This is a genomic window from Simplicispira piscis, from assembly GCF_054783455.1.
The window spans coordinates 106271-128871 of record NZ_BAAGQN010000001.1 but is presented as its reverse complement, the minus strand read 5'-3'; the positions used below and the strand labels follow the sequence as shown (position 1 = coordinate 128871).

At 63.9% G+C, this 22601-nt stretch carries 21 protein-coding genes; 7 read left to right on the top strand and 14 right to left on the bottom strand.

Features of this window, described 5'->3' with window-relative positions:
* Nucleotides 1-2: 2 nt before the first annotated feature.
* Nucleotides 3-806: an exodeoxyribonuclease III gene (locus ACYVOC_RS00580; RefSeq protein WP_461160527.1), complete on the top strand. Its 804-nt coding sequence runs from the start codon at nucleotides 3-5 to the stop codon at nucleotides 804-806.
* Between the two features lie 13 nt (nucleotides 807-819).
* Complete coding sequence (locus ACYVOC_RS00575) at nucleotides 820-2769, top strand: GspE/PulE family protein (RefSeq protein WP_116005403.1); 1950 nt, start codon at nucleotides 820-822, stop codon at nucleotides 2767-2769.
* A 111-nt stretch (nucleotides 2770-2880) separates the two neighbouring features.
* On the opposite strand, the gene ACYVOC_RS00570 is transcribed toward ACYVOC_RS00575, so the two are convergent.
* From ACYVOC_RS00570 to ACYVOC_RS00555, 4 genes are read right to left on the bottom strand one after another with little or no spacing between them, the layout of a single operon-like run.
* Nucleotides 2881-3294, bottom strand: coding sequence for a DNA-binding transcriptional response regulator (locus ACYVOC_RS00570; protein WP_116005404.1), 414 nt, complete (start codon nucleotides 3292-3294; stop codon nucleotides 2881-2883).
* Nucleotides 3291-3788 (bottom strand): GAF domain-containing protein, encoded by a 498-nt coding sequence (locus tag ACYVOC_RS00565; protein WP_116005405.1) that lies wholly within the window; start codon nucleotides 3786-3788, stop codon nucleotides 3291-3293. Before ACYVOC_RS00565 ends, ACYVOC_RS00570 begins: the two co-directional genes overlap by 4 nt.
* A gap of 41 nt (nucleotides 3789-3829) precedes the next feature.
* Nucleotides 3830-5263, bottom strand: coding sequence for a chemotaxis protein CheW (locus ACYVOC_RS00560; RefSeq protein WP_233521182.1), 1434 nt, complete (start codon nucleotides 5261-5263; stop codon nucleotides 3830-3832).
* 20 nt (nucleotides 5264-5283) lie between these two features.
* A complete protein-coding gene (locus tag ACYVOC_RS00555; protein WP_461160526.1) occupies nucleotides 5284-7014 on the bottom strand; it encodes a methyl-accepting chemotaxis protein in 1731 nt (576 codons plus the stop codon).
* 262 nt (nucleotides 7015-7276) lie between these two features.
* Between ACYVOC_RS00555 and ACYVOC_RS00550 the strand changes: the two genes are divergently transcribed.
* Nucleotides 7277-7915 (top strand): MBL fold metallo-hydrolase, encoded by a 639-nt coding sequence (locus ACYVOC_RS00550; protein ID WP_116005408.1) that lies wholly within the window; start codon nucleotides 7277-7279, stop codon nucleotides 7913-7915.
* A 115-nt stretch (nucleotides 7916-8030) separates the two neighbouring features.
* Here the strand turns inward: ACYVOC_RS00550 and ACYVOC_RS00545 are convergent, their stop codons facing one another.
* Nucleotides 8031-8882, bottom strand: coding sequence for a M48 family metallopeptidase (locus ACYVOC_RS00545; protein WP_116005409.1), 852 nt, complete (start codon nucleotides 8880-8882; stop codon nucleotides 8031-8033).
* 32 nt (nucleotides 8883-8914) lie between these two features.
* Here ACYVOC_RS00545 and ACYVOC_RS00540 point away from each other — a divergent pair, with 32 nt between their 5' ends.
* The 4 genes from ACYVOC_RS00540 to ACYVOC_RS00525 all read left to right on the top strand — a co-directional run bounded on the left by ACYVOC_RS00540 (nucleotide 8915) and on the right by ACYVOC_RS00525 (nucleotide 13598).
* Nucleotides 8915-10309, top strand: a complete 1395-nt coding sequence (locus ACYVOC_RS00540) for an AmpG family muropeptide MFS transporter (protein WP_461160525.1) — start codon at nucleotides 8915-8917, stop codon at nucleotides 10307-10309.
* A 123-nt stretch (nucleotides 10310-10432) separates the two neighbouring features.
* Nucleotides 10433-11149 (top strand): response regulator transcription factor, encoded by a 717-nt coding sequence (locus ACYVOC_RS00535; protein ID WP_116005411.1) that lies wholly within the window; start codon nucleotides 10433-10435, stop codon nucleotides 11147-11149.
* Between the two features lie 7 nt (nucleotides 11150-11156).
* Nucleotides 11157-12389 (top strand): HAMP domain-containing sensor histidine kinase, encoded by a 1233-nt coding sequence (locus ACYVOC_RS00530; RefSeq protein ID WP_461160524.1) that lies wholly within the window; start codon nucleotides 11157-11159, stop codon nucleotides 12387-12389.
* A 204-nt stretch (nucleotides 12390-12593) separates the two neighbouring features.
* Nucleotides 12594-13598, top strand: a complete 1005-nt coding sequence (locus ACYVOC_RS00525) for an NAD(P)H-dependent flavin oxidoreductase (RefSeq protein ID WP_116005412.1) — start codon at nucleotides 12594-12596, stop codon at nucleotides 13596-13598.
* Nucleotides 13599-13603: 5 nt separating this feature from the next.
* Here the strand turns inward: ACYVOC_RS00525 and ACYVOC_RS00520 are convergent, their stop codons facing one another.
* The 9 genes from ACYVOC_RS00520 to ACYVOC_RS00480 form a co-directional block, all read right to left on the bottom strand.
* Nucleotides 13604-14839 (bottom strand): O-antigen ligase family protein, encoded by a 1236-nt coding sequence (locus ACYVOC_RS00520; protein ID WP_461160523.1) that lies wholly within the window; start codon nucleotides 14837-14839, stop codon nucleotides 13604-13606.
* An 80-nt stretch (nucleotides 14840-14919) separates the two neighbouring features.
* Nucleotides 14920-15126, bottom strand: a complete 207-nt coding sequence (locus ACYVOC_RS00515; RefSeq protein ID WP_116005414.1) for a zinc-finger domain-containing protein — start codon at nucleotides 15124-15126, stop codon at nucleotides 14920-14922.
* Between the two features lie 100 nt (nucleotides 15127-15226).
* On the bottom strand, nucleotides 15227-16276 hold the full coding sequence (locus ACYVOC_RS00510; protein WP_461160522.1) for a glycosyltransferase: 1050 nt from the start codon (nucleotides 16274-16276) through the stop codon (nucleotides 15227-15229).
* A 15-nt stretch (nucleotides 16277-16291) separates the two neighbouring features.
* A complete protein-coding gene (locus tag ACYVOC_RS00505; protein ID WP_461160521.1) occupies nucleotides 16292-17230 on the bottom strand; it encodes a branched-chain amino acid transaminase in 939 nt (312 codons plus the stop codon).
* Between the two features lie 88 nt (nucleotides 17231-17318).
* Nucleotides 17319-18698 (bottom strand): DNA repair protein RadA, encoded by a 1380-nt coding sequence (gene radA / locus ACYVOC_RS00500; protein WP_116005417.1) that lies wholly within the window; start codon nucleotides 18696-18698, stop codon nucleotides 17319-17321.
* A 125-nt stretch (nucleotides 18699-18823) separates the two neighbouring features.
* The gene (locus ACYVOC_RS00495; protein ID WP_461160520.1) at nucleotides 18824-18952 is read right to left on the bottom strand and encodes a hypothetical protein; all 129 of its coding nucleotides are present in this window, start codon (nucleotides 18950-18952) and stop codon (nucleotides 18824-18826) included.
* Between the two features lie 62 nt (nucleotides 18953-19014).
* Entirely contained in the window at nucleotides 19015-19440 is a 426-nt protein-coding gene (locus ACYVOC_RS00490) for a barstar family protein (RefSeq protein WP_116005418.1), read from the bottom strand.
* A gap of 122 nt (nucleotides 19441-19562) precedes the next feature.
* Complete coding sequence (locus ACYVOC_RS00485; protein WP_116005419.1) at nucleotides 19563-19967, bottom strand: guanyl-specific ribonuclease; 405 nt, start codon at nucleotides 19965-19967, stop codon at nucleotides 19563-19565.
* 157 nt (nucleotides 19968-20124) lie between these two features.
* Nucleotides 20125-22440 (bottom strand): NADP-dependent malic enzyme, encoded by a 2316-nt coding sequence (locus ACYVOC_RS00480; RefSeq protein WP_461160519.1) that lies wholly within the window; start codon nucleotides 22438-22440, stop codon nucleotides 20125-20127.
* Between the last annotated feature and the right edge of the window lie 161 nt (nucleotides 22441-22601).

The following is a 22601-nucleotide window of genomic DNA, read 5'->3' as shown; positions in this document are numbered from 1 at the left end:
CCTTGTTCAGATTAACCAGCCTCAATCTCAACGGCATCCGTTCCGCCACCAGCAAGGGCGTGGAGCAATGGATCGCCGACACCGGGCCGGATTGTATTTGTGTGCAGGAGGTCAAGGCACAGGCCGCCGATGTTCAAGACCGATTTGAACAACTGGCGGGCTTGCAGGGCCATTTCCATTTTGCCCAGAAAAAAGGCTACTCAGGCGTCGGGATTTACACCCGGCATGAACCCAGCGAGGTGATCGCCGGATTCGACGGCGGCGAGTTCGACGCCGAGGGCCGCTATGTTGAACTGCGCTTTGACACCCCGGCGCGCAAGCTCTCGATCATCAGCGCCTATTTTCCCAGCGGCTCCTCGAGCGAGGACCGCCAGCTGGCCAAATACCGCTTCCTGGCGGTTTTTCACCCGCACTTGATGCGGGCCAAAAGGGAGCGTGAGTTCATTCTGTGCGGCGACATCAACATCGCCCACCAGCAAATCGACCTGAGAAACTGGCGCAGCAACCAGAAAAACAGCGGCTTCCTGCCGGAAGAACGCGCCTGGATGACAAAGTTGTTGCACACAACTGATCCAGAAGGCGGCCTGATAGACGTTTACCGTCAGTTACAACCCACCGCCACCGACACCGCCTACACCTGGTGGAGCAACCGCGGACAAGCCTACGCCAACAACGTCGGATGGCGGCTGGACTACCACCTGGCCACCCCTGCGCTCGCAGCCCTGGCACGCGCTGAATCCATCTACAAGGGCGAAAAATTCTCCGACCACGCGCCCTTGACCGTGGACTACTCCTTCGATCTCTGACGCCGCCCAGACCATGCCCACACCGACTGCCAACGGCACGCCTTCGACCTTCTTCGAGCCCCGCGATAACGAGTCGCTGTGGAAACTGGTCACCACACCCCACCCGCTGGTCGGCAAGGCCAGGCACCTGGGCGAAGCCTTGGTCAACGCCGAGATGGTGGCTCCAGCCACGCTGATGGCGGGACTGCGGGCGCAGCAGGGGGAGCGCGAACAGGGCATTAAGCGCCTGATTGGCCAGATTCTGGTCGAGCAAGGCCACCTTTCGCAGGACCAGTTGCGCGAGGCTATTGCCTCGTGGCTGGGTGAATACGTGGTGCACCCCGAACACCTGCAGCCCGACGCCACCGCGCTGGCGCTGGTGCCGCGCGGCGTGGCCGAGCGCGAGTCGGTGCTGCCGCTGCTGGCACGCGAGGATGCGCTGGTGGTGCTGATGGCCGATCCCTACGACCGCACGCTGCTCGATGAGCTGCGCTTTCTCACCCAGCGCCGCCTGATCCCGCTGCAGGCGGCCCCCGGCACCCTGCTGCCAGCCATTGCCAAGGCTTACAGCGTGCACCCGGCCAGCCCAACGGCCTCCGCTCCGCCTGCAGCCGCAGGTCGTGCAGGCAATGGCCCCCATGCCCCTTCTGCGGCGCGCGCCTCGTCGCAGGAACTGGTTGTCAACCTGAGCAGCAGCACGCCCGAAAGCGAAGCCGCCCAGGCCGATGTGGTGACCGAGTCCGACAACACCCTGGTGCGCCTGATCAACTCGATCATCGACGAGGCCATTGCCCACCGGGCGTCTGACATCCACATCGAGACCGAGCCTGCGCCGCAAAACGTGCGCGTGCGGCTGCGCATTGATGGCGACCTGGTGCCCTACCTGGAGCTGCCCGCGCGCTTTCGCTATGCCATGGTGGCGCGCATCAAGATCATGGCGACCATGGACATCTCCGAGCACCGCAAACCGCAGGACGGCAAGATCGACTTCTCGCGTTTTGGCGGTCCACCCGTGGAGTTGCGCGTCGTCACCGTGCCCACCTCGCGCGGCCTCGAAGACGTGGTGCTGCGCCTGCTGGCCGGTGCCAAGCCGCTGCCGCTGGACAGCATTGGCCTCAATCCCGCCAACCTGATCTCCATGCGCGAAGTGGTGCAAAAGAGCTATGGCCTGGTGCTGGTGGTCGGCCCCACGGGCTGCGGCAAGACCACCACGCTGCATTCGGTGATCAGCGACATCAACACCGCCGGGCGCAAGATCTGGACGGCCGAGGACCCGATCGAAATCACCCAGAGCGGCCTGCGCCAGGTACAGGTCAACCCGCGCATAGGCTGGACTTTTGCCGCCGCCATGCGCACCTTTTTGCGCGCCGACCCCGATGTCATCATGATCGGCGAAATGCGCGATGAGGAAACCGCACGCATCGCCATCGAAGCCTCGCTCACGGGCCACCTGGTGCTCTCCACCCTGCACACCAATTCGGCGCCGGAAAGCGTCGCGCGGCTGCTGGAGATCGGACTGGATCCGTTCAACTTCTCCGACTCGCTGCTGGCCATCCTCGCCCAGCGCCTGGTGCGCCGCCTGTGCACCGGCTGCCGCGAGCCCTGGATGGCCGACGAAGACACCCTGCAGGCCATGGCTGCCCAGTACCTTGAAAGCAGCTCCTCCAACACCCACGAAGCCCGCACGGTGCAGGTGGAGCGCTGGCGCAGCAGCTTTGGCAACGAGACCGGCGATATCACGCTGTGGCGCCACAAAGGCTGCAGCCAGTGCGAACAGCACGGCTACCGTGGGCGCATGGGCATCCACGAGCTGATGATGAGCAGCGAAGCCATCCGCCAGCACATCCGCCACCGCGCCTCGGCCACCGAGATTCGCCTCACGGCCCTGGCGGCCGGCATGCTCACGCTGCGCCAGGACGGCATTGAAAAGGTGCTGCAAGGACTGACCGACATGTCCGAAGTGATCGCCGCCACCAATTTGTGAAGACTACATAAAAAATATGCTTGTAACTCTTACCCAGCAAGCGTTACAAGCTATTAAATCAATAGTGAATTCAGCCATCCATCGATGGCGAGCGCCCCCGACGCCAGGGCCTCACTCCACCAGCGCACCAGGAGACGGGGCTTGCTGTGCGTGCGTATCCGCAATGGCGCTGAGCAAATCGCTGATGCGCACCGGCTTTTCCAGCACACAGGTCACTCCAAGGGCCTGCAGGCGCGCGGCATCGACGGGCTTGCCATCGGTCGCCAGCACAACGACACGGGCATCCCGGGCGGTGGCGAACCGGCCTTGCCTGAGCTCGTCCAGTAACGCCATCGCCTGTGCCCCCTCCGCAAGATCGAGCACCAGGCCCGCAAAGGGCCCACCCGCCAGCAGCGTCCGGGCACGGCCCACATTGCTGGCCTCATGGAAGTCCACCATGCCGAGATCACGGGCGACCATGGCAATGGTGCGGCGCAAGACAAACTGCGGCTCGATCAGCAAGATTCGCGGTAGCGGTGCAGTCATTCGTCACCCTCTTTTCCGGCCAGGGTCTCGTTGGCCAGGCAGCGTAGCGCATCCAGAATCGACAGCTCCACCGCACCCAAGGTGCGCGGCACGGTATCGAGCACGCACAAGGTGCCAATGCGGTGCCCGCTGGGGGAACTGAGCGGGGCACCCGCATAAAACCGGATATGGGGCGCACCCACCACCTGCGGATTGTCGGAAAAACGGGCGTCACTGCGGGCGTCCTCGACGACAAACAGCCCATTCTTCATGATGGCGTGCCCGCAAAACGAGATGTCCCGCGCCGCCTCCGTGATCTCTACGCCCACACGCGACTTGAACCACTGGCGCTGTCCATCCACCAGGGAGAGCAAGGCGATGGGCATGTCCAGCTGCTCGGCAGCAAAACGGGCCAGCCTGTCGTAGCGCTCCTCGGGCGGTGTATCCAGCAGCAGCAGGTCGCGCAAAGCTTGCAGTCGATCGGCCTCATCGACGGGTATGGGTGCGGGTGTCATGGCAAATCCTGCGGTGATAGAGGAAAGTGAAGTCGCTGGGCTCATCCCAGCAGATAGGCCATCTGGGCCAGATCGACCACGACCAGGTTGGCGTGGTCGACCGCGCCTCGGGCATTGATCAGCGCCAACTCACCCATGGCGCCCATGCGCATGCCGCTGCGCCGCGCGCTATGGGCCGGCAACCAGTCGCTCAGGCTGCGGATGGCGATGCCGACAGGCGCTGCCGCACTCCCCCGCGCCTGGAGGAGTACGGCCAGACGGGGGTCGGTTTGCCCTGCTGCTTTGCCAATGGCGGGCAGGTTGGCAACATGCACCGTGCGACCACGCCACGCGAGCACGGCCCGCCGCCCTTGCCGGAGATCCTCCCTGGCTTCGGGGGGTAGCTCCACCACACCCACAATGCCCTCCACCGGAGAGGCGTAACGCTGGTCCGCATCAAACACCAGGTAGGGCAAGGGCTCGGTGGCCTCCAGCGGCGCGGCGCCGCTTTTGGCATTCGCTGGGGCCACGGCCATTCGACTGATGGAAGCTTCGGGGGTCACGCCAAAGAGCTTGGCGACATCCAGAATTTGCAGCCTGCCCCGGTCCGCCAGCAGGGCCACGCCGGCCAGCAAGGCCTCGTCGGGCGTGCGTGCCACTGCGCCATGCTCCAGTTCTACAAACTGTGTGCACGCCGAGACCGTCAGCCCCAGCACCAATGGTCCGTGGCTCACCACCACCATCCAAGGCGCGGCCTGGCGATCGCTGGCCTGGCGGCCTTCGCTGATATCGACCAGCGGCAACTTGCGCCCCTGCCACTGGCCAATGGCCCAACTGCGCTCGGCGGGCCCCAACGCCAGTTCTGCCACGGGCACGGGCACCACCCGCTCCACGGCGTCCACAGGCACAGCCCACTTCTCGGTACCGATCAGGAACACCGCGTAACGCCTGGTGCCGGCTCCCGGTTTTAGGGCATGGGCCGATGCCTGCGTGTCCAACGGCACGGCAGGGGCCCTGTCTGCGGCCTCACACCAGGCCTGGCCCAATCGCATCAGGCGCGCAACTTCCAGAATGCACAGCGTCGGCGCGTTCGCTGATGCGGGAACCACCGACTCGAACAGTTCGTTGTCATCCGGCACATGGTGCACCCGGCGGATGTCGGCCAAAGCCACCGCCTTCACGCCCAGCACAGCGTCCACCCGTATGCCCAGCCACCCACCCGCGTGCTGCAGCACCAGCAACCTTTGCCGCGCCACATCGTCGCTGGCTGCCTCTAGAGGCAGCCAGCGCTCCAGCGCCACGATGGGCACCGCTGCACCAGCCACGTCGGCAACCCCCAGCAATGCACCACTGCGGCGGGGCAGCGCTGTCAGGCCGTGCGGCGGCAGGGGCAACGCCTGAAGGACTTGATCAATAGGAATGGCGATGTCACAGGCCCCGACGCGCACATGCACATGTGGCACCACCGCAGCGCGGGTGACCGAGGGGGCTTGCATCACCTCTTCCATCACGCCGTTCAATCGGCTTTGCGCGGGCTGCCGCTGCCTTGCAGGTCTTCCAGCAGCTTGGCCACATCCTGGGTCGAATGCTCTTGCTCGTCGGTGGCCGTACGAATCTCGCTGATGGAACGCGTAGTGTTTTCCACGGCGCCCAGAATGCGCGAGAACGCAGCGTCCACCTCCTCGGACAGGCGGCTCCCCTCGGTGACGCGGCTGACCGTCTGGTGGATCAGCTTGGCAATTTCGCGAGCTGCCAGCGACGACTTCTCCGCCAGCTTGCGCACTTCGTCGGCCACCACCGAAAAGCCTACGCCTTGCTCCCCCGCACGCGCCGCCTCGATGGCCGCGTTGAAGGCCAGCAGATGGGTCTGGCTGGAGATTTCGCTGATCGTGTCCACGATTTCGTGGATGTCAGACGACGAGCGTTCAATGGCAATGATGGCGTCACGCGAGCGGCGCACCAGCTCGCTGCCCTCGCCCGCCTCGCGCTGCGTCTGCTCGGCCAGCTCGGTGGAGCGGCCTGCGCTGCGCGCCAGCCGCTTGATCGATTCCGTCATCGCGCGCAGCACCTCGGTGATGTCATGCACCTTTTGCGCCACCGCACGCTCGCGCTGCACCTGGGCGGTGATGTCCGTCGAATATTTGACCACCTTGTAGGGCCTGCCATCGACATCGAGGATGGGGTTGTAGGTGGCCTGGATCCAGACCTCTGCCCCGTGCTTGCCGATGCGGCGATAGCGCGCGCTCTGGAACTTGCCCTCGCCCAGATCAGCCCAGAAGTCGCGGTACGTCTGGCTTTGCACCAGGCCAGGCTCGCAGAACATGCTGTGATGCTGCCCCCGAATTTCCGCCAGGGTGTAGCCCATGGTGCGCAGAAAGTTCGGGTTGGCGGTTTGCACGTTGCCCTCCATATCGAACTCGATGACCGCTTGCGACAAGCCAATGGCATCGATCTTGCCCTTGGTCTCCGCAGCGGTGTTCATGTCGTTCGTGATGTCCACGGCGAACTTGACCACCTTGTACGGTTTGCCGGTGACATCCAGGATGGGGTTGTACGAGGCCTGGAGCCATATTTCCTGGCCGTCTTTCGACAGGCGGCGAAAGCGCCCGGCAATGAATTCGCCCCGGCCCAGTCGCTCCCACAAATTCGCATACTCGCTGGAATTCGCAAACCCGGGCTGGCAGAACATGCGATGGTGCTGACCAAGAACCTCGTCGCGCCCATAGCCAAAGGTGTTCAGAAAATTGGCGTTGGCGTCCAGAATATGGCCCGCAAGGTCGAACTCGATCACGGCCTGCACCCGATGGATCGCCGCGATCTTGCCCTCAAAATCTGCCTGCTGAACCCGCTGCGCGGTAATGTCGGTGGCCAGTTTGACCACGCCCACCGTCCGGCCTTCGGCATCACGCACCGGGTTGTAAGAGGCCTGCAACCAGACCTGCTTGCCCGCCTTGGTGATCCGCAAAAACACCTCCTCGCGCACCTGTCCGGCGCGCAGCCCTTCCCACAGCGCCCGGTACGAATCGCTGCTCGTCACCTCGGGGGGACAGAACATGCGGTGGTGCTGGCCCAGAACCTCATCGGCGGTGTAGCCCATCAAATCCAGAAAAAGGCCATTGGCCCGCTGCACCCGGCCATCCAGGTCAAACTCGATGACGGCTTGCACATGTTCCAGGGCCGCCAGCAAGGCCGCCGTGCGCGCAGCTTCCAGGGGGGCGGTGGAGAGTGTTTCTGTAGGAGTATTCATGGGGGTGGTGTTTTGGCAAAACGCCGCTCGGCAATCCATTTTTTCGGGTCGTTCAGGGTCGGCAACACCGGGGGAGCACGACCGCCGATCGCATGCACCGGAGCCGAAACTGCAACCAGATGCAACGGCGCAATAAGTATGTCTTAAATTGGCTTTTCTGGCACTTGACGTCCCCGATCACCCGCAAAACTACACTTGCACCATTGGTTTACCACCGTGCTTCTGACCTTGAAGCTTTGCTATCCATTACCTGCCCACCGCCATGCTCCAGTACCTCACCGTCCCTGTGACCGCCTTTCAACAAAACGCCTCCCTTGTCTGGTGCGACGCCACCCACAAAGCCGCCGTGATCGACCCAGGCGGCGATCTGGACACACTGCTGGCCCATGCCAAGCGGCTGGGGGTGGCGTTAGAGCAAATCTGGCTCACACACGCCCACATCGACCACGCAGGAGGCACGGGCGAGCTGGCCCAGCGCCTGCAACTGCCCATCGTTGGGCCGCACCCCGGCGACCAGTTCTGGATTGACGGGTTGCCACAGCAAAGCGCGATGTTCGGTTTTCCGCCCGCACAGCACTTCACGCCCACCCGCTGGCTCGCCGATGGCGACCAGGTGCAGATCGGCAACGAGACGCTCCATGTGCGCCATTGCCCGGGCCACACGCCCGGCCATGTGGTGTTCCACGCCCCGCAGATCGACCGGGCCTTTGTGGGCGACGTGCTGTTTGCCGGCAGCATTGGCCGCACGGATTTCCCGCAGGGCAACCACGAGCAGCTCATCGACAGCATCGTGCAGCGCCTGTGGCCCATGGGCGACCAGACGGTGTTTATTCCCGGGCATGGCCCGGAAAGCACTTTCGGGCGCGAACGCAAAAGCAACCCTTACGTCAGCGGAACCTGAGGGGTTTGCGGGCGGCTTGTGCAGCCGCCCGCAAACTCCACCTCGCTTTTTCAGGTCATTTCGGCTTCTAACGCCCGACAGACAAGCGCAAAAAGCTATTAACTAAATAGCAGAATCACCCATTGCGCCGCGCCGCCTGGTACAGCCCCTGCACCTTGGGCACGTTCTGCTCCAGCTCACGGATGCGCGCAGGGCCCGAAGGGTGGGTGGACAGAAACGCCAGCCCGCCCTGTTTGCTGCCCGTGGCGTTGCCCATCTTCTGCCACAGGGTAACGGCCGCCGAGGGGTCGTAGCCAGCGCGTGCCGCCAGCTCCAGCCCGACCAGGTCCGCCTCGCTTTCGTCCGACCGGCTGAACTGCAGCGACAGCAGTTGCCCGCCCAAACTGGCCGCCACATTGCCCAGGTCGCCCAGCCCCAAAAGCTGCGAGCCCAGCCGCAGCGCCAGGTTGGTGCCTTGCGTCTTGGCAATACGTTCACGCGCATGTTCGCGCAGCGCGTGGGCCATTTCGTGGCCCATGACCATGGCGGTCTCGTCCTCGGTCAGCTTGAGCTGGTCCAGGATGCCGGTATAGAAAGCGATCTTGCCGCCCGGCATGCAGAAGGCGTTGACCTGTTTGCTGCCAATCAGGTTGACCTCCCAGCGCCAGTTGCGGGCACGGTCGTTCCAGGGCGCGGTAAAGGGAATCAGGCGGCGTGCGATGGCGTGCAGGCTTTCGAGCTGGGGATGCCCAGGCGGCGCCAGCGCACGCTGGGCGCGGGCCTGCGCCAGCAACTGGCCGTACTGCTGCACGGCGGATTGCTCCAGGGTTTCAGCCGGTACCAGGCGGCGCACGCCGGAGGCTGAACCCACATCAACCTGGGCGAGCACCGGCGCGGCCGCACTGGCGCCAGCCGCCAGCAAAAAGGCCCGGCGGGCAGACCAAGGGGACGAAGGCGCAGCTGTGGGAGTGGGGCAGAACAGGCACATGCAGGAATAATAGACAAAAACCACGCTGCCTCATGCCAGACAACCACGCAACCACGCCCCCCGACAGCCCGCCCCGCACCCCTTGGCTGCAGACCCTGCGCGTGTACCTGGAACCCGCCAGCCTGCGCATGCTGACGCTGGGATTCTCTGCTGGGCTGCCCCTCTTGCTGGTACTGGGCACGCTGAGTTTTCGCCTGCGCGAGGCGGGCATTGACCGCAGCACCATCGGGTACCTGAGCTGGGTGGGGCTGGCCTATGGCTTCAAGTGGGTGTGGGCGCCGCTGGTAGACCGCCTGCCCATCCCGCTGCTGACCCGGCTGATGGGGCGGCGGCGCAGCTGGCTTTTGCTGTCGCAGGGCATGGTGGTGGCCGGGCTGGTGGGCATGGCGCTGGCCGACCCGCGCCTCACCCTGGGCCCCATCGTGTGGTGCGCGCTGGCGGTGGCCTTTGGCTCGGCCACGCAAGATATTGCGCTCGATGCCTTTCGCATCGAATCGGCGGACACCAACCACCAGGCGGCGCTGGCCGCCTCGTACCAGACGGGTTACCGCCTGGCCATGATCTGGGCCGGTGCGGGGGTGCTGTGGATTGCGGCGCGCTCCGAGGTGGCTCCCGCCCTCGGGCAGGCCGTGGCCCAGGGGGTGGCGGTGTACCAGAACGGCGCATGGCGGGCCGCTTACCTGGCCATGGCCGCCTCGATGGCGGTGGGTGTGGTCACGGTGTTGTTCTCGCGCGAGCCCGCACCGATGCAACTGCCGCCGCCCAAAGACGCAGCCGAATGGATCAGGGGCGCCGTGGTCGAGCCGTTTACCGATTTTTTGGGCCGCTACGGTTGGCACGCTGCGCTCATCCTGGCGCTGATCGCCGTGTACCGCATCAGCGATGTGGTGATGGGCATCATGGCCAACCCGTTTTATGTGGACATGGGTTTCACCAAGGACGAGGTCGCCGCCGTGACCAAGGTGTATGGCGTCATCATGACGCTGGTGGGCGCCTTTGTGGGCGGCGTGCTGTCGATGCGCCTGGGGGTGATGCGCATCCTGATGCTGGGTGCCGTGCTGAGCGCCTGCACCAACCTGCTGTTCGCCTGGCTGGCGGGGTACGGCCACGACGTGACGGCGCTGATTGCGGTGGTGTCGGCCGACAACCTGGCCAGCGGCATTGCGTCGGCGGCCTTCATTGCCTACCTGTCGAGCCTGACCAATGTGCGCTACTCGGCCACGCAGTACGCGCTGTTCAGCTCCATGATGCTGCTGGTGCCCAAGTTCATTGCCGGGTTCTCCGGGGACTATGTCAACGCCTTTGGCTACGCACAGTTCTTTACGGCCACCGCGCTACTGGGGGCACCGGTGCTGGTACTGGTAGGGCTGGCTTCTCGTATCAAAACAAACTCCAACGCCCAGCCATCAAGCGCTGACAGCTCCTGATTTCATAGCTTCCAATTCCTTCATGCACTCCCGCGTTTACCGGGGCTTTACTCCCACGACACCCCCCCCTGACAGCACGGCGGCACGCTGTACCCACGTTGACAACCCGACTGCACTGAACCCATGGCCACGCAACTGCTGATGATCGAAGACGACGCCCGCCTGGCACAGATGGTGGGCGAATACCTGGGCCAGTCGGGCATGCAGGTCACGCACCACGGTGACGCCGCGGGCGGCCTGGCCCAACTCCAGGGGCCGGGCAGCAGCGGTCTGCCCGACCTGGTCATTCTTGACCTGATGCTGCCCGACATGGACGGGCTGGAGGTGTGCCGCCGCATCCGCGCACTGCAGGGGCCTGCAGCGCAGGTGCCGGTGCTCATGCTGACCGCCAAGGGCGACCCCATGGACCGCATCATCGGCCTGGAGATCGGCGCCGACGATTACCTGCCTAAACCTTTTGAGCCGCGCGAACTGCTCGCCCGTATCCGCGCCATCCTGCGCCGCCGCACCGATGGCGCACCGCCCGCCGTGCAAACCCTGCGCTTTGGCTCGCTGGAAATCGACCGCGATGCGCGCATCGTCACCGTCGGTGGCCAGCCCTGCGAGCTGACTTCGTACCAGTTTGACCTGCTCGTCGCGATGGCCGAGCGCGCGGGCCGCGTGCTCACGCGCGACCAGATCATGGAGGCCGTACGCGGGCGCGAACTGGAAGCCTTCGACCGCTCCATCGACGTGCACATGGGCCGCATCCGCGCGGCCATCGAACTGGACGCGAAGAACCCGCGCCGCATCCTCACCGTGCGCGGTGTGGGTTATGTGTTTGCCAAGCAGCAGGACTGACCGCGCCATGTTCTCGTTGTTCTCCCGCCGTCTGTACCTGCGCATCTGGCTGGCCGTGGTCGGGGGCGTGGCGGTGCTCACGCTGCTGGTCGGCTGGGCCTGGCGCGTGGCTGCCGAGCAAAATATTCAGCCCGAGGTGCCGCAGGGCCGCGAATTGGTGCTGCGCGATCACATGGGCAAAACCCTGGTCACGGGCGTGGCCACGCGCATCCCCAGGCGGTCGCGGGAAGAAGGGGTGGAACTGCAGATCGAAGGCGAGGACGGCCGCAGTTACAGCCTGCAGTTTGGCCCCCGCCCGCCCCGGGGGGAACGCCCACCGGGAGGGGGATACCGCCAGGATGCCGCCTTCTGGACGCGCCCGCCGTTTGGTTTTTTGTGGATGCTGGGCCTGGTCGGCCTGGCCGTGGCCGTGGGGGTGTTTCCCATCATCCGGCGCCTGCTGGGGCGCCTGGACGTGCTGCAGCGCAGCGTGCAACGTTTTGGCGAGGGCGACCTGTCCGCCCGTGTGCCGGTCCATGGCAACGACGAAGTGGCCGAGCTGTCGCGCCAGTTCAATGCCGCCGCCACGCGCATCGAAGCCCTGATGCGCTCGCACAAGTCTTTGCTGGCCAATGCCTCGCACGAGCTGCGCTCGCCCCTCACGCGCATCCGCATGGGGCTCGAACTCATGGGCACGGGTCAGCCCGCGCCCGCCTTTCGCGCTGAAATCCTGCGCAACATTGCCGAACTGGACCAGCTGGTGGACGAAATTTTGCTCGCCAGCCGCCTCGACGCCCACGAGGCCGATGTGGGCACCATCGAGGCGGTGGACCTGGTGGGCCTGGCGGCGGAGGAGTGTGCCCGGGTGGATGCCGACCTGGACGCCGGCACCGACGCACTGGAAGTGGCCGGCGTGTCCAAGCTGCTGCGCCGCGCCGTGCGCAACCTGCTGGAGAACGCGCGGCGCTACAGCCAGGGCGAGATCACCGTCGTGGTGCGCCGCCTGGGCACCATGGCCGAAGTGCGTGTCTGCGACCGGGGCCCCGGCGTGCCGCCGGACCAGCGCGAACGCATTTTCGAGCCGTTTTACCGCCTGCCCGGCGCCAGCGAAAGCGCCGGCAGCGTCGGCCTGGGCCTGGCCCTGGTGCGCTCGATTGCCGGGCGCCACCACGGCAGCGTGCACTGCGAAGACCACGCCGGCGGCGGTGCCTGTTTTGTGCTGCGCCTGCCGCTGCACCAAGGCAGCGGCGTGAGCGCGTGAGGCGGGTCAATGCAGCGCACACCTTGCGCTACAAAATAGTGAGCTGTTACCGCTTTATTCCAGAGGGTCTTAGATACTTTCCACATTGAACGTGCATATCAACAAGCGCTGGCAGCTCTTTTTTTAAGAGCATTCTTTCAACTTGCTGCACCGCAACCATGGCTTCGAGCAGCACCACTGCGCTGATGGCGCGAGAATGGCGCGATGACTGCCCTGCAACACTCCCGTTTCTCCACCCGTTTTGGTCTGACCACCCCCATCGCCCTGGCACCCATGGCGCTGGCCTCGGGCGGCGCGTTGGCCAGCGCCTGTGCCCGTGCGGGCGCCCTCGGCCTGGTGGGTGGTGGCTATGGCGATCTGGCCTGGACGCAGCGCGAATACCGGCTGGCACTGGAGGCCGCCGACACCGGCCGCATCGGCTGCGGCTTCATCACCTGGAAACTCGACGAAGACGCCTCGGCGCTGGACTGGGTGCTCGACCTGCCCCCCACGCAGCGCCCGCGCGCCGTGATGCTGTCGTTTGGCGACGCACGCCGTTATGCACCGCGCATTGCGGCCAGCGGCGCGGCCCTGATCTGCCAGATCCAGTGCATGCAACAAGCCCCCGAGGCCATCGAAGCAGGCGCTGCCGTCATCGTGGCGCAAGGTGCCGAAGCGGGCGGACACAGCCTGAATGCGCTGAACGGGCGCGCCACCCTGACCTTGGTGCCGGAATTGGCCGACTGGCTGGCCCGCCACGCGCCAAGCACCTTGCTGCTGGCCGCTGGTGGCATTGCCGATGGCCGTACGCTAGCGGCAGTACTGGCGCTGGGTGCCGATGGCGCCCTGGTGGGCTCGCGCCTGTGGGCCACGCAGGAAAGCCTGGCCCCGGCGAGCGCCAAAGCCATCGCCCTGCAAACCGATGGCGACGGCACGGCGCGCACCGCCATCTTTGACATTCTGCGTCGCAAGAATTGGCCCGAGCCCTACGATTTCCGCGCCGTACGCAACGCTTTGCACCGCCAGTGGGAAGGCCGCATCGACACACTGCGCGCCCATCCTGAAGAAGCCCGCGCCCTGTACGACGCTGGCTGGCAAGCGAGCGACTATGCCGCCGCCCATGTCACCGTGGGCGAAGCTGTAGGATTGGTGCACGACCTGCCCGGAGCCGCCGAGCTGATCGCGCGCATGGGCCAGGAAGCCCAGGCCCGGCTACAGCAGCTGGTGTAAAGACTTTACCGTGAACGCGCCTGCCCGGCCGCAGTCGGCTGGAGCGCCGCCAGCGTAAACGACACCATGAACAGATAGACCATGTTGCCGTTGAAATGGGCCAGAAACACCTGCGTCAGCCCAAAGCCCAGGTAACCCAAGGGAAGCAGCACCCCCACCAGGCGCAGGCACAGCGCCTGCCGGTCGACCAGGCCATCCGCCCCCAGAACGCGCACGCGCGTGGGCCAGAACAAGGCCAGTGGAACGGCATAAAAGAGCAGCAATCCACCCAGGCCCAGCACACCGCGCTTGGCAAACATGTCCAGCCACTCGTTGTGTGCATGCCCAAACTGCAGCACGATCGGGTGGGCCAGCCCCGCCGCCACACGGCGCTTTTTCTCCTGCTGGTAGCCCACCTCGCCCCAGCCGCCCAACGGCCGGTCCAGGCCCATATTCCACGCCAGTTGCCAGTGGTCCAGGCGCTGGCCTACCGAGGTGCGCGCATTGCCTTCGTCCACATACCCATTCATTTCACTTTGCGCCTGCTCCCAGCGCTGCTCGAGCTGCGGCGCCTGGTACCAGCTCAGCACAAGCACCAAGGCCAGCAGGCCTGCACCGCCCACCAGCACCCGCCGCCCCCACAGGTGGCGCACCAAAAGCCACGACAAGGGCAGCATGCACAGCGCCAAGGCCAGCCAACCGCCGCGGGTTTGCGACAGCAGCGAGCCGAGCAGGCCCAGCAGGGCGCACACACCCATCAACAGCCGCGGCTGCCAGCGCCAGCGGTCCATGCAGACCACCCACTGCGTCCAGCACATCAGACCGAAGAGACCGCTCAGGTTGCCATACTGGATGGCGCCGCTGGACCGGGTGGCAGAATCAATCCAGGCGCGATCATGCCCAAGCACCTGGACGTCCCACAGCGCTTTCAGCCCCCCGCCCGCCGCGCCCACGGCAATGCCCAGCAGCAAAAACCGCCCCCGGGGCGGAAAAGCGAAGACAAATGGAATACACACTACCGCCAGCAGGTAGCGGGACGGTTTGTTCAAAATGCCCCACCCCTTGGACAGGTCGCCGCCGTAGAGCCAGACCGCCCCCATGACGGTAAAAACCAGCATGAGCCACCGAGCCGATGGAGACTCGAACGACTGGCGCAGCCATTGCGGTGCCGTGGACATGGCACACAAGGCAAGCAGTGCAATGCCATAGGCGTAGCCAGATGGCACTGCCAAAGTCAGCGCCGGCAGCAGGAACGCTGCCAAGGCACTGCAGCGCCGGCGAAGATCAGGCTCTGACAACAAAAGGGGCTGGTACGTGGGAATTGAAGGCACGTCTTGCGTGTTCAATGCCCAGCAGCCACCTTTTCACCCGCGCGCAAGCGGTATTCGGTGCCGCAATAAGGGCAAACGGCCTGGCCGGTGCCCGCCACTTCCAGATAGACCTTGGGGTGCCCATTCCAGAGGGCAATGCCCGATTGCGGGTTGGGGCAGGCGATATTGCCCTGGGGGTCAAGATCTTTGGCCTGTAGTTCGATGCTTTTCTGACTCATTGTGTGCATGGCAGAGGTTGTGGAGAAGGGGTCTTGGCTGCGGACGTCAGGCCGCGCCACGATCCTGTGCGATTGTCTTTCATTTCGTCACGGGCACAGGTTACCGTTGGTGCATCTTTGGCGCGCACGGCTCTGCACCGGCCAGCGCTGTCTCGCGGCGGTAAAACGCTTCCAGCTCCGACAGCTTGGCGTCGATGCTGAAACGCTCCATGGAACGATTGCTGCGGTGCGGGCGCTGCGCATACATGGCACGCAGGGCGTCGGCCATCGCGCCAACGTCTTCCAACGGCACCATGCGCGCGTCCAGCGCGGCGCTCAGATGTTTCGCACCCAGCGTTTCCGTGGCGATGATGGGCAACCCTGCCGCCATGGCCTCCAGAAACACCAGGCCAAAGGATTCTTCGCGTGCCGCACTGATGAAACCGTCGAACGCCGCCATCCAGTCCTGCGGCTGCTCACAAAACCCGGGCAGGAGGACGCCCGGCACATTGCGTTGACGCAAGGCCTCCAGTTCAGCGCCCTGGCCCACAAGCACCAGGTGCGCGCCCGGCAGGGCAGCACGTTCAAAGGCGTCCACCAAAAGGTCAAAGCCCTTGGTACGCTCCATACGTCCCATGGAGCCGAACACCCAGGCATCGGATGCAATGCCGTGCTCGGCCCGTAGGCGCTGGCGAGCATCGGCTGCGGGTCGATAGGGCAGGGTCCAGTTGTCGATCTGGGCGGTGTGTTCGCGCAGCGGCGACGGTATGGCGTCCAGTTGCCACGGCGCGATGGCCACCAGTGCATCCAGGTGCGCATGCTGCTGGGGCTTGTAGCGCATGTGCAGCGTGGCGACACGCAAAACCCGGCTCCGCAGGTCGGGTGCACCCCCCAGCGCCTTGCTCCCGTCACTGAGGTGTGCATGGGCCACATCCGGACGCAGCTGGCGCACCAAGCGACGCGCCTGCCATCGCCCCAGCCAACGGCCCACCCAAAGCACTTTGACCCGAGGGTCGACCCGGTGGGCATAGCCCCCGGGCATGCCGCTGCGGACCGACCGGCGCAGAACCAGCGTGACCTCGTGGTGCTGTGACTGCGCATTGGCCAGCTCGATAGCATGCCTCTCACTGCCGGCAAAGCTGCTGGTGAGAAGCAGATGAACGATGCGCATGGAGGCGGAACCCGCCTAAACCCGGGTCAACCAGTGGGCGTATTTTGGATTGCGGCCGTTGACGATGTCAAAAAACGCACTCTGGATTTTTTCGGTGATGGGCCCTCGCGAGCCTGCGCCAATTTCAATGCGGTCGAGCTCGCGGATGGGCGTCACTTCGGCTGCGGTACCAGTGAAAAAGGCTTCATCAGCGATGTACACCTCGTCGCGTGTGATGCGCTTTTGCACCACTTCCAGACCCAGGTCCTTGGCGATGTGGAACACGGTGTTGCGCGTGATGCCGTTGAGGGCACCGGCCGACAAGTCCGGCGTGTAGATGACACCGCCTTTGATGACGAAGATGTTTTCACCCGCACCTTCAGAGACAAAGCCCGACGCATCCAGCAACAAGGCTTCGTCGTAACCGTCGTCCAGCGCTTCCATGTTCGCCAGGATGGAATTGGTGTAGTTGCTCACCGCCTTGGCCTGCGTCATCGTGATGTTGACGTGGTGGCGTGTGTAGCTACTGGTTTTGACGCGGATACCGCGCTGCATGCCCTCTTCGCCCAGATAAGCGCCCCAGGCCCAGGCCGCCACCATCAGGTGGATCTGGTTGCCCTTGGGCGAAACGCCCAGTTTTTGCGAACCAATCCAGGTCAGCGGGCGCAAATAACACGATTCGAGCTTGTTCTCGCGCACGACGGCCTTCTGGGCCTCGTTCACTTCTTCCTTGGTGAACGGGATCTTCATGCGCAGGATCTTGGCGCTGTTGAACAAACGCTCCGTGTGCTCTTCCAGGCGAAAGATAGCCGCGCCTTGGACCGTGTTGTAGGCGCGCACGCCTTCAAAGGCGCCACAGCCATAGTGCAGCGTGTGGCTCAACACATGGATCTTGGCATCGCGCCAATCGACCATGTGGCCGTCCATCCAGATCTTGCCGTCACGATCGGCCATCGAGGGTACTACGGGGCTCATAGGTGTCCTTTGGATTGCTGGGTTCGCAAAACCGCTGATTTTAAGGGGCCTGCGGGGCTATCTACCCTACCAGGAACCCCACTGGAAATCAGGTCAGGCCGCGCACCACCTCCATGGCTTCCTCGATGCGCTCGACCGGATGGATGGCCAGCCCTTCCACCGGTTGCCGGGGGGCATTCGCACGCGGCACCACGGCCACGCTGAAGCCCAGTTTGGCGGCCTCCTTGAGCCGCTCCTGGCCACGGGGCGCGGGGCGCACCTCACCAGCCAGCCCGACTTCGCCAAAGGCGAAGAAGCCTTTGGGCAGCGCCTTGCCCCGCAAGCTGGAGGTGATGGCCAGCATCACGGCCAGGTCGGCCGCCGGTTCGCTGATGCGTACGCCCCCCACCGCATTCACAAACACATCCTGGTCGGCGCACGCCACACCCGCATGGCGGTGCAGCACGGCCAGCAGCATCGCCAGGCGATCACGCTCCAGCCCCACCGACAAGCGCCGGGGATTGGGGCCACCGCCATCAACCAGGGCCTGGATCTCGACCAGCATGGGGCGGGTTCCCTCGAGCGTCACGAGCACGCAACTGCCCGGCACCGGCTCGCTGTGCTGGCTGAGAAAAATGGCGCTGGGGTTGGTCACGCCCTTGAGTCCGCGCTCGGTCATGGCGAAAACACCAATCTCATTCACCGCACCAAAACGGTTCTTGATGGCACGCACCAGCCGAAAACTTGAATGGGTATCCCCCTCGAAATACAGCACCGTGTCGACCATGTGCTCCAGCACGCGCGGCCCGGCCAGCGCCCCTTCCTTGGTGACATGGCCCACCAGGATGATGGTCACCCCCGAGGATTTTGCCGCCCGCGTGAGGTGCGCCGCACATTCACGCACCTGGGCGACCGAGCCCGGGGCCGACGTCAGTTGATCGGAATACACGGTCTGGATGGAATCGATCACCGCCACGGCAGGCTGCGTTGCCTCCAGGGTGGCCAGGATTTTTTCCAGCTGGATTTCAGCCAGCACGTTGACCTGGCTCTCGTGCAAGCCCAGGCGGCGCGAGCGCAGCGCCACCTGGGCGCCACTCTCTTCCCCGGTGACGTACAAAGTAGGCAGCCCCGCGCGATGCAACGCATCGAGCGCCTGCAGCAGCAGGGTAGATTTACCAATGCCTGGGTCGCCCCCGATCAGCACCACGGCACCTTCGACAATGCCGCCGCCCAGCACCCGGTCCAGCTCCTCAATACCGCTCGGGGTACGCGCTACCTCGTTGGCTTCGATGGCGTACAGGGGCGTCACAGGCTGGGCTGCGTTCAGCCCGGTGTGTTGAGCGCTGCCGTAACGATTTTTCCCTGCTGCGGCCGCTGCAACCGTTTCCGTGAGCGTGTTCCACGCATTGCAGTGCGGGCATTTTCCCAGCCACTTGGGCGTGGAGCCGCCGCATTCAGAGCAGGTGTAGAGGGTTTTTTCTTTGGACATGGCGTGCAACAAACCAAGGGCAGACGACTATAGCGGCCCGTTGCCATCGCATCGGCGCACAAGACACAAATAACAAACCCGCCACGAGGGCGGGTTTGGCGAGGCGCAAAATAGCTTTCAGAGGATCAAGCCGCCGTAAGCCAATACCCCGAATTGAAGGGGCTGCTCATGCGCAGCGCCATCGGAGAAATGTCCACCAACTTGTCGGTCGGCATTTTCTCGATCATGTCGGCACCCATGTCGATGCCTTGCACCGCGGCTGGTGCTTCGGTAGCCTCTTTCGCCCGTTCTGCTTGGCTGGGGTTTGCAGAACGGGCTACAGAAAAGAATAGAAACAGCGGAACGGTATTTTCCGGTCGTTCCAGTAGTCCGCCACGTCCCGGAAGACATCGAGCAGTTGCTCGCGGGCTTCCTTGTCGAATTTGGCGGTGGCAGGAATTTGTTCCAGCACCACGATAAAGCCTGGTTGCGGGCCAGACTTGTGCAGCGGGTCCGTCAGGCAGTCCGACAAGGCGTCGAAATTCTTGCCGAAATGCGACGGAAAGGTGAACTGCTGGGCGATCAAATCCAGCACATCCTGTTTGGTCTGTGCGTGGGCGAGGTTGGCGTAAAGAAAATGGTGCCCCAGCGTGGCCGCTGCATCCTGCAGATCCTGCACGCGAAACGCGCGAATGGATTGCACAATGTTGGCGCGTACACCGCGCAGTGGGGATTCCTGGTCTTTACGAAGTGGCGTATCCATCTCCGCGTCTCTTTCTTTAAAAGTCCAAAATCGGGCTCATTGCGGCGAACCGCAAAAGGGCGTCATACGGGAAGTGGCTCCCCTCCGCGATGCAGGCTACAAAGCACGTGGCATGGCGGGAGTCATTTGATAATTTCGCGGTAACTGGCGTAGTGATCGCTGGTGTAATAGCAGGCGTCCGGCGTCCGGGGCTTGCCGCCACACACAATGCGCCGGGCGCCGCGGTGGCGAACGCCTGGTGTTCTGACGGTGTATTCCCGGTAGTACCCGCGCTTGTGCGCAGGCAACAGCCTCTCCCGATTGCCAAAAACCACCCCATCCTTGTCATAAGGAAAAGGGCCGCCCTGGTGAATCAAGGCATAGGTCTCGCGCCCCTGGAGAGGCAGTTGTGCCACGGAAATCGTGGCAGCACCATCGGTCAATGGCTGGTTGCGCGCCTGTCCTACCAGAGGAGTCAACGCCCATGCAGCACCCAGAACACACGCAAGCCCTGCATTGCATACACGGGCGGCTACAGCCTTCAGCATCTCACTACACCTTTCAGAAACTACGGGTTAACCCGAAATTTCAAGCCGCTAGTGTGACGGAAACACCCCAAAAAAGCAAGCCTCTGCCCATTCTTTAGGCAGAGGCCTCGATCGCGCCCAACTTGCGTAAGTTAGCGCACGCTATCCAGCTAAATGACTACCGCTGTGCGTTGGCATCGGCCACGGTGAGTGCGGTCATGTTGACGATACGGCGCACCGTGGCGCTGGCCGTCAGAATATGCACCGGCTGGGCAGCGCCCAGCAGCACCGGGCCGATGGCGATATTGCCGCCGGCAGCGGTCTTGAGCAGGTTGTAGGAGATGTTGGCGGCATCAATATTGGGCAGGACCAGCAGGTTGGCATCGCCGATCAGGCTGCTGTGGGGCATGAGCGTCGCGCGCGCTTTGCCACTGAGTGCTACGTCGCCGTGCATTTCTCCGTCCACTTCGAGCCAGGGCGCCTGCACGCGCAGCAGTTCCAGCGTCTGGCGCATTTTCACGGCGCTGGGCTTGTCGCTGCTGCCAAAGTTGGAGTGCGATAGCAGCGCCGCCTTGGGCTTGATGCCAAAGCGCAGCATTTCTTCGGCCGCCATCATGGTGATCTCCGTGAGCTGTTCGGCCGTGGGATCGTAGTTGACATGGGTATCCACCAGGAACACCTGGCGGTCGGGTAGCAGCAAACCGTTCATGCAGGCGTAGGTGGCCACGCCGGCGCGGCGGCCAATGACCTGGTCGATGTAGTTGAGGTGGTGTGAGGTATGGCCCCAGGTGCCCACGATCAGGCCGTCGACTTCGCCCTTGAGCAGCATCATGCTGCCGATCAGCGTGAGCCGTCGACGCATCTCAATCTTGGCGATCGGTTCGGTGATGCCCTTGCGCTCGGCGATACGATGGTAGGTCTGCCAGAAGTCACGGTAGCGGTGATCCTGCTCGACGTTGACCACGTCGTAATCAACTCCTTCTGACAGGCGCAGGCCGAACTTCGCAATGCGCTGCGCAATGACCGCAGGGCGACCGATCAGCGTAGGCCGTGCAACGCGCTCGTCCACCACGATCTGGGCTGCACGCAGCACGCGCTCTTCCTCGCCTTCGGCATAGGCCACGCGCTTCTTTATCGCGGTCTTCGCTGCCAAAAAGAGGGGCTTCATCAGCGTGCCCGAGGCATAGACAAAGGTCTGCAACTGGTCGCGGTAAGCGTCCATGTCCGTAATCGGGCGCAGTGCCACGCCGCTGTCAAATGCCGCCTGGGCCACGGCCGGTGCAATTTTCATCATCAGCCGTGGATCGAAGGGCTTGGGAATCAGGTATTCCGGGCCGAAGGCCAGTTTCTCCCCCACATAAGCCGCCGCCACCACTTCGCTTTGCTCGGCCTGTGCCAGATCGGCAATGGCGTGCACTGCGGCAATTTCCATTTCCTGCGTGATGGTGGTGGCACCACTGTCGAGCGCACCCCTAAAGATGTATGGAAAGCACAGGACGTTGTTGACCTGGTTGGGGAAATCCGAGCGGCCCGTGGCGATGATGGCGTCGTCGCGCACGGCCTTGACGTCTTCGGGCTGGATTTCGGGGTTAGGGTTGGCCAGGGCAAAAATCAGCGGACGCGGTGCCATCTTGGCCACCATGTCTTTCTTCATCACGCCACCGGCCGACAGGCCCAGGAAAACATCGGCCCCGGCAATGACTTCGCTGAGCGAGCGCGCGTCGGTCTGCTGAGCAAAAGACGCCTTGTCCTCGTCCATCAACTCGGTGCGGCCCTGGTACACCACGCCAGCCAGGTCGGTCACCCAGATGTTCTCGCGCGGAATGCCCAGCTTGACCAGCAGCCCCAGGCAGGCCAGCGCGGCGGCACCGGCACCCGAGGTGACGAGCTTGACCTTTTGAAGGTCCTTGCCCGCCACCTTCAGACCGTTGAGGATGGCAGCGCCCACCACGATCGCCGTGCCATGCTGGTCGTCGTGGAAGACCGGAATCTTCATGCGCTCACGCAGCTTGCGCTCGACATAGAAGCAATCCGGTGCCTTGATGTCTTCGAGGTTGATGCCGCCAAAGGTGGGCTCCAGCGAGGCAATGATCTCGACCAGCTTCTCGGGGTCTTGTTCGTTGATCTCGATATCGAACACATCGATGCCCGAGAACTTCTTGAACAGAACCGCCTTGCCTTCCATCACGGGCTTGCTCGCCAGCGGCCCAATGTCGCCCAGTCCCAGCACCGCAGTGCCGTTGGTCACCACGCCGACCAGGTTGCCCCGGCTGGTGTACTTGAAGGCGGCCTTCGGGTCTTTGACGATTTCTTCGCACGGCGCGGCCACGCCCGGCGAATAGGCCAGCGCCAGGTCGTGCTGGTTCACCATCTGCTTGGTTGCGGCAATGGTGATCTTGCCGGGCTTTGGGAACTCGTGGTATTCGAGTGCGGCCTTGCGCAACAGGGCGCGTTTGTCGAGGGTGGGATGGTGTTCCGGGGCTTGCTCAGGCATGCGATGTCTCCAGTGTGCAAAGCCACGCTCAGAGGGGTGGCTGATGGGGGATTCTTTCACCTTTTCCCTCGCAAGCTTTCATGCCTGTGTGGGCTGCCTCCATTGTGACGGATATTCGTGAAATTGATTTTCGCATTACAAAATTAAAAGCCCTGCGGCAC

Bases quoted from the DNA above. Each gene is read 5' to 3' on its own strand.
- ACYVOC_RS00575 (WP_116005403.1), top strand. From the start codon at position 820: ATGCCCACACCGACTGCCAACGGCACGCCTTCGACCTTCTTCGAGCCC.
- ACYVOC_RS00570 (WP_116005404.1), bottom strand. From the start codon at position 3,294: ATGACTGCACCGCTACCGCGAATCTTGCTGATCGAGCCGCAGTTTGTC.
- ACYVOC_RS00565 (WP_116005405.1), bottom strand. From the start codon at position 3,788: ATGACACCCGCACCCATACCCGTCGATGAGGCCGATCGACTGCAAGCT.
- ACYVOC_RS00560 (WP_233521182.1), bottom strand. From the start codon at position 5,263: ATGCAAGCCCCCTCGGTCACCCGCGCTGCGGTGGTGCCACATGTGCAT.
- ACYVOC_RS00555 (WP_461160526.1), bottom strand. From the start codon at position 7,014: ATGAATACTCCTACAGAAACACTCTCCACCGCCCCCCTGGAAGCTGCG.
- ACYVOC_RS00550 (WP_116005408.1), top strand. From the start codon at position 7,277: ATGCTCCAGTACCTCACCGTCCCTGTGACCGCCTTTCAACAAAACGCC.
- ACYVOC_RS00545 (WP_116005409.1), bottom strand. From the start codon at position 8,882: ATGTGCCTGTTCTGCCCCACTCCCACAGCTGCGCCTTCGTCCCCTTGG.
- ACYVOC_RS00540 (WP_461160525.1), top strand. From the start codon at position 8,915: ATGCCAGACAACCACGCAACCACGCCCCCCGACAGCCCGCCCCGCACC.
- ACYVOC_RS00535 (WP_116005411.1), top strand. From the start codon at position 10,433: ATGGCCACGCAACTGCTGATGATCGAAGACGACGCCCGCCTGGCACAG.
- ACYVOC_RS00530 (WP_461160524.1), top strand. From the start codon at position 11,157: ATGTTCTCGTTGTTCTCCCGCCGTCTGTACCTGCGCATCTGGCTGGCC.
- ACYVOC_RS00525 (WP_116005412.1), top strand. From the start codon at position 12,594: ATGACTGCCCTGCAACACTCCCGTTTCTCCACCCGTTTTGGTCTGACC.
- ACYVOC_RS00515 (WP_116005414.1), bottom strand. From the start codon at position 15,126: ATGAGTCAGAAAAGCATCGAACTACAGGCCAAAGATCTTGACCCCCAG.
- ACYVOC_RS00510 (WP_461160522.1), bottom strand. From the start codon at position 16,276: ATGCGCATCGTTCATCTGCTTCTCACCAGCAGCTTTGCCGGCAGTGAG.
- ACYVOC_RS00505 (WP_461160521.1), bottom strand. From the start codon at position 17,230: ATGAGCCCCGTAGTACCCTCGATGGCCGATCGTGACGGCAAGATCTGG.
- radA (WP_116005417.1), bottom strand. From the start codon at position 18,698: ATGTCCAAAGAAAAAACCCTCTACACCTGCTCTGAATGCGGCGGCTCC.
- ACYVOC_RS00490 (WP_116005418.1), bottom strand. From the start codon at position 19,440: ATGGATACGCCACTTCGTAAAGACCAGGAATCCCCACTGCGCGGTGTA.
- ACYVOC_RS00485 (WP_116005419.1), bottom strand. From the start codon at position 19,967: ATGCTGAAGGCTGTAGCCGCCCGTGTATGCAATGCAGGGCTTGCGTGT.
- ACYVOC_RS00480 (WP_461160519.1), bottom strand. From the start codon at position 22,440: ATGCCTGAGCAAGCCCCGGAACACCATCCCACCCTCGACAAACGCGCC.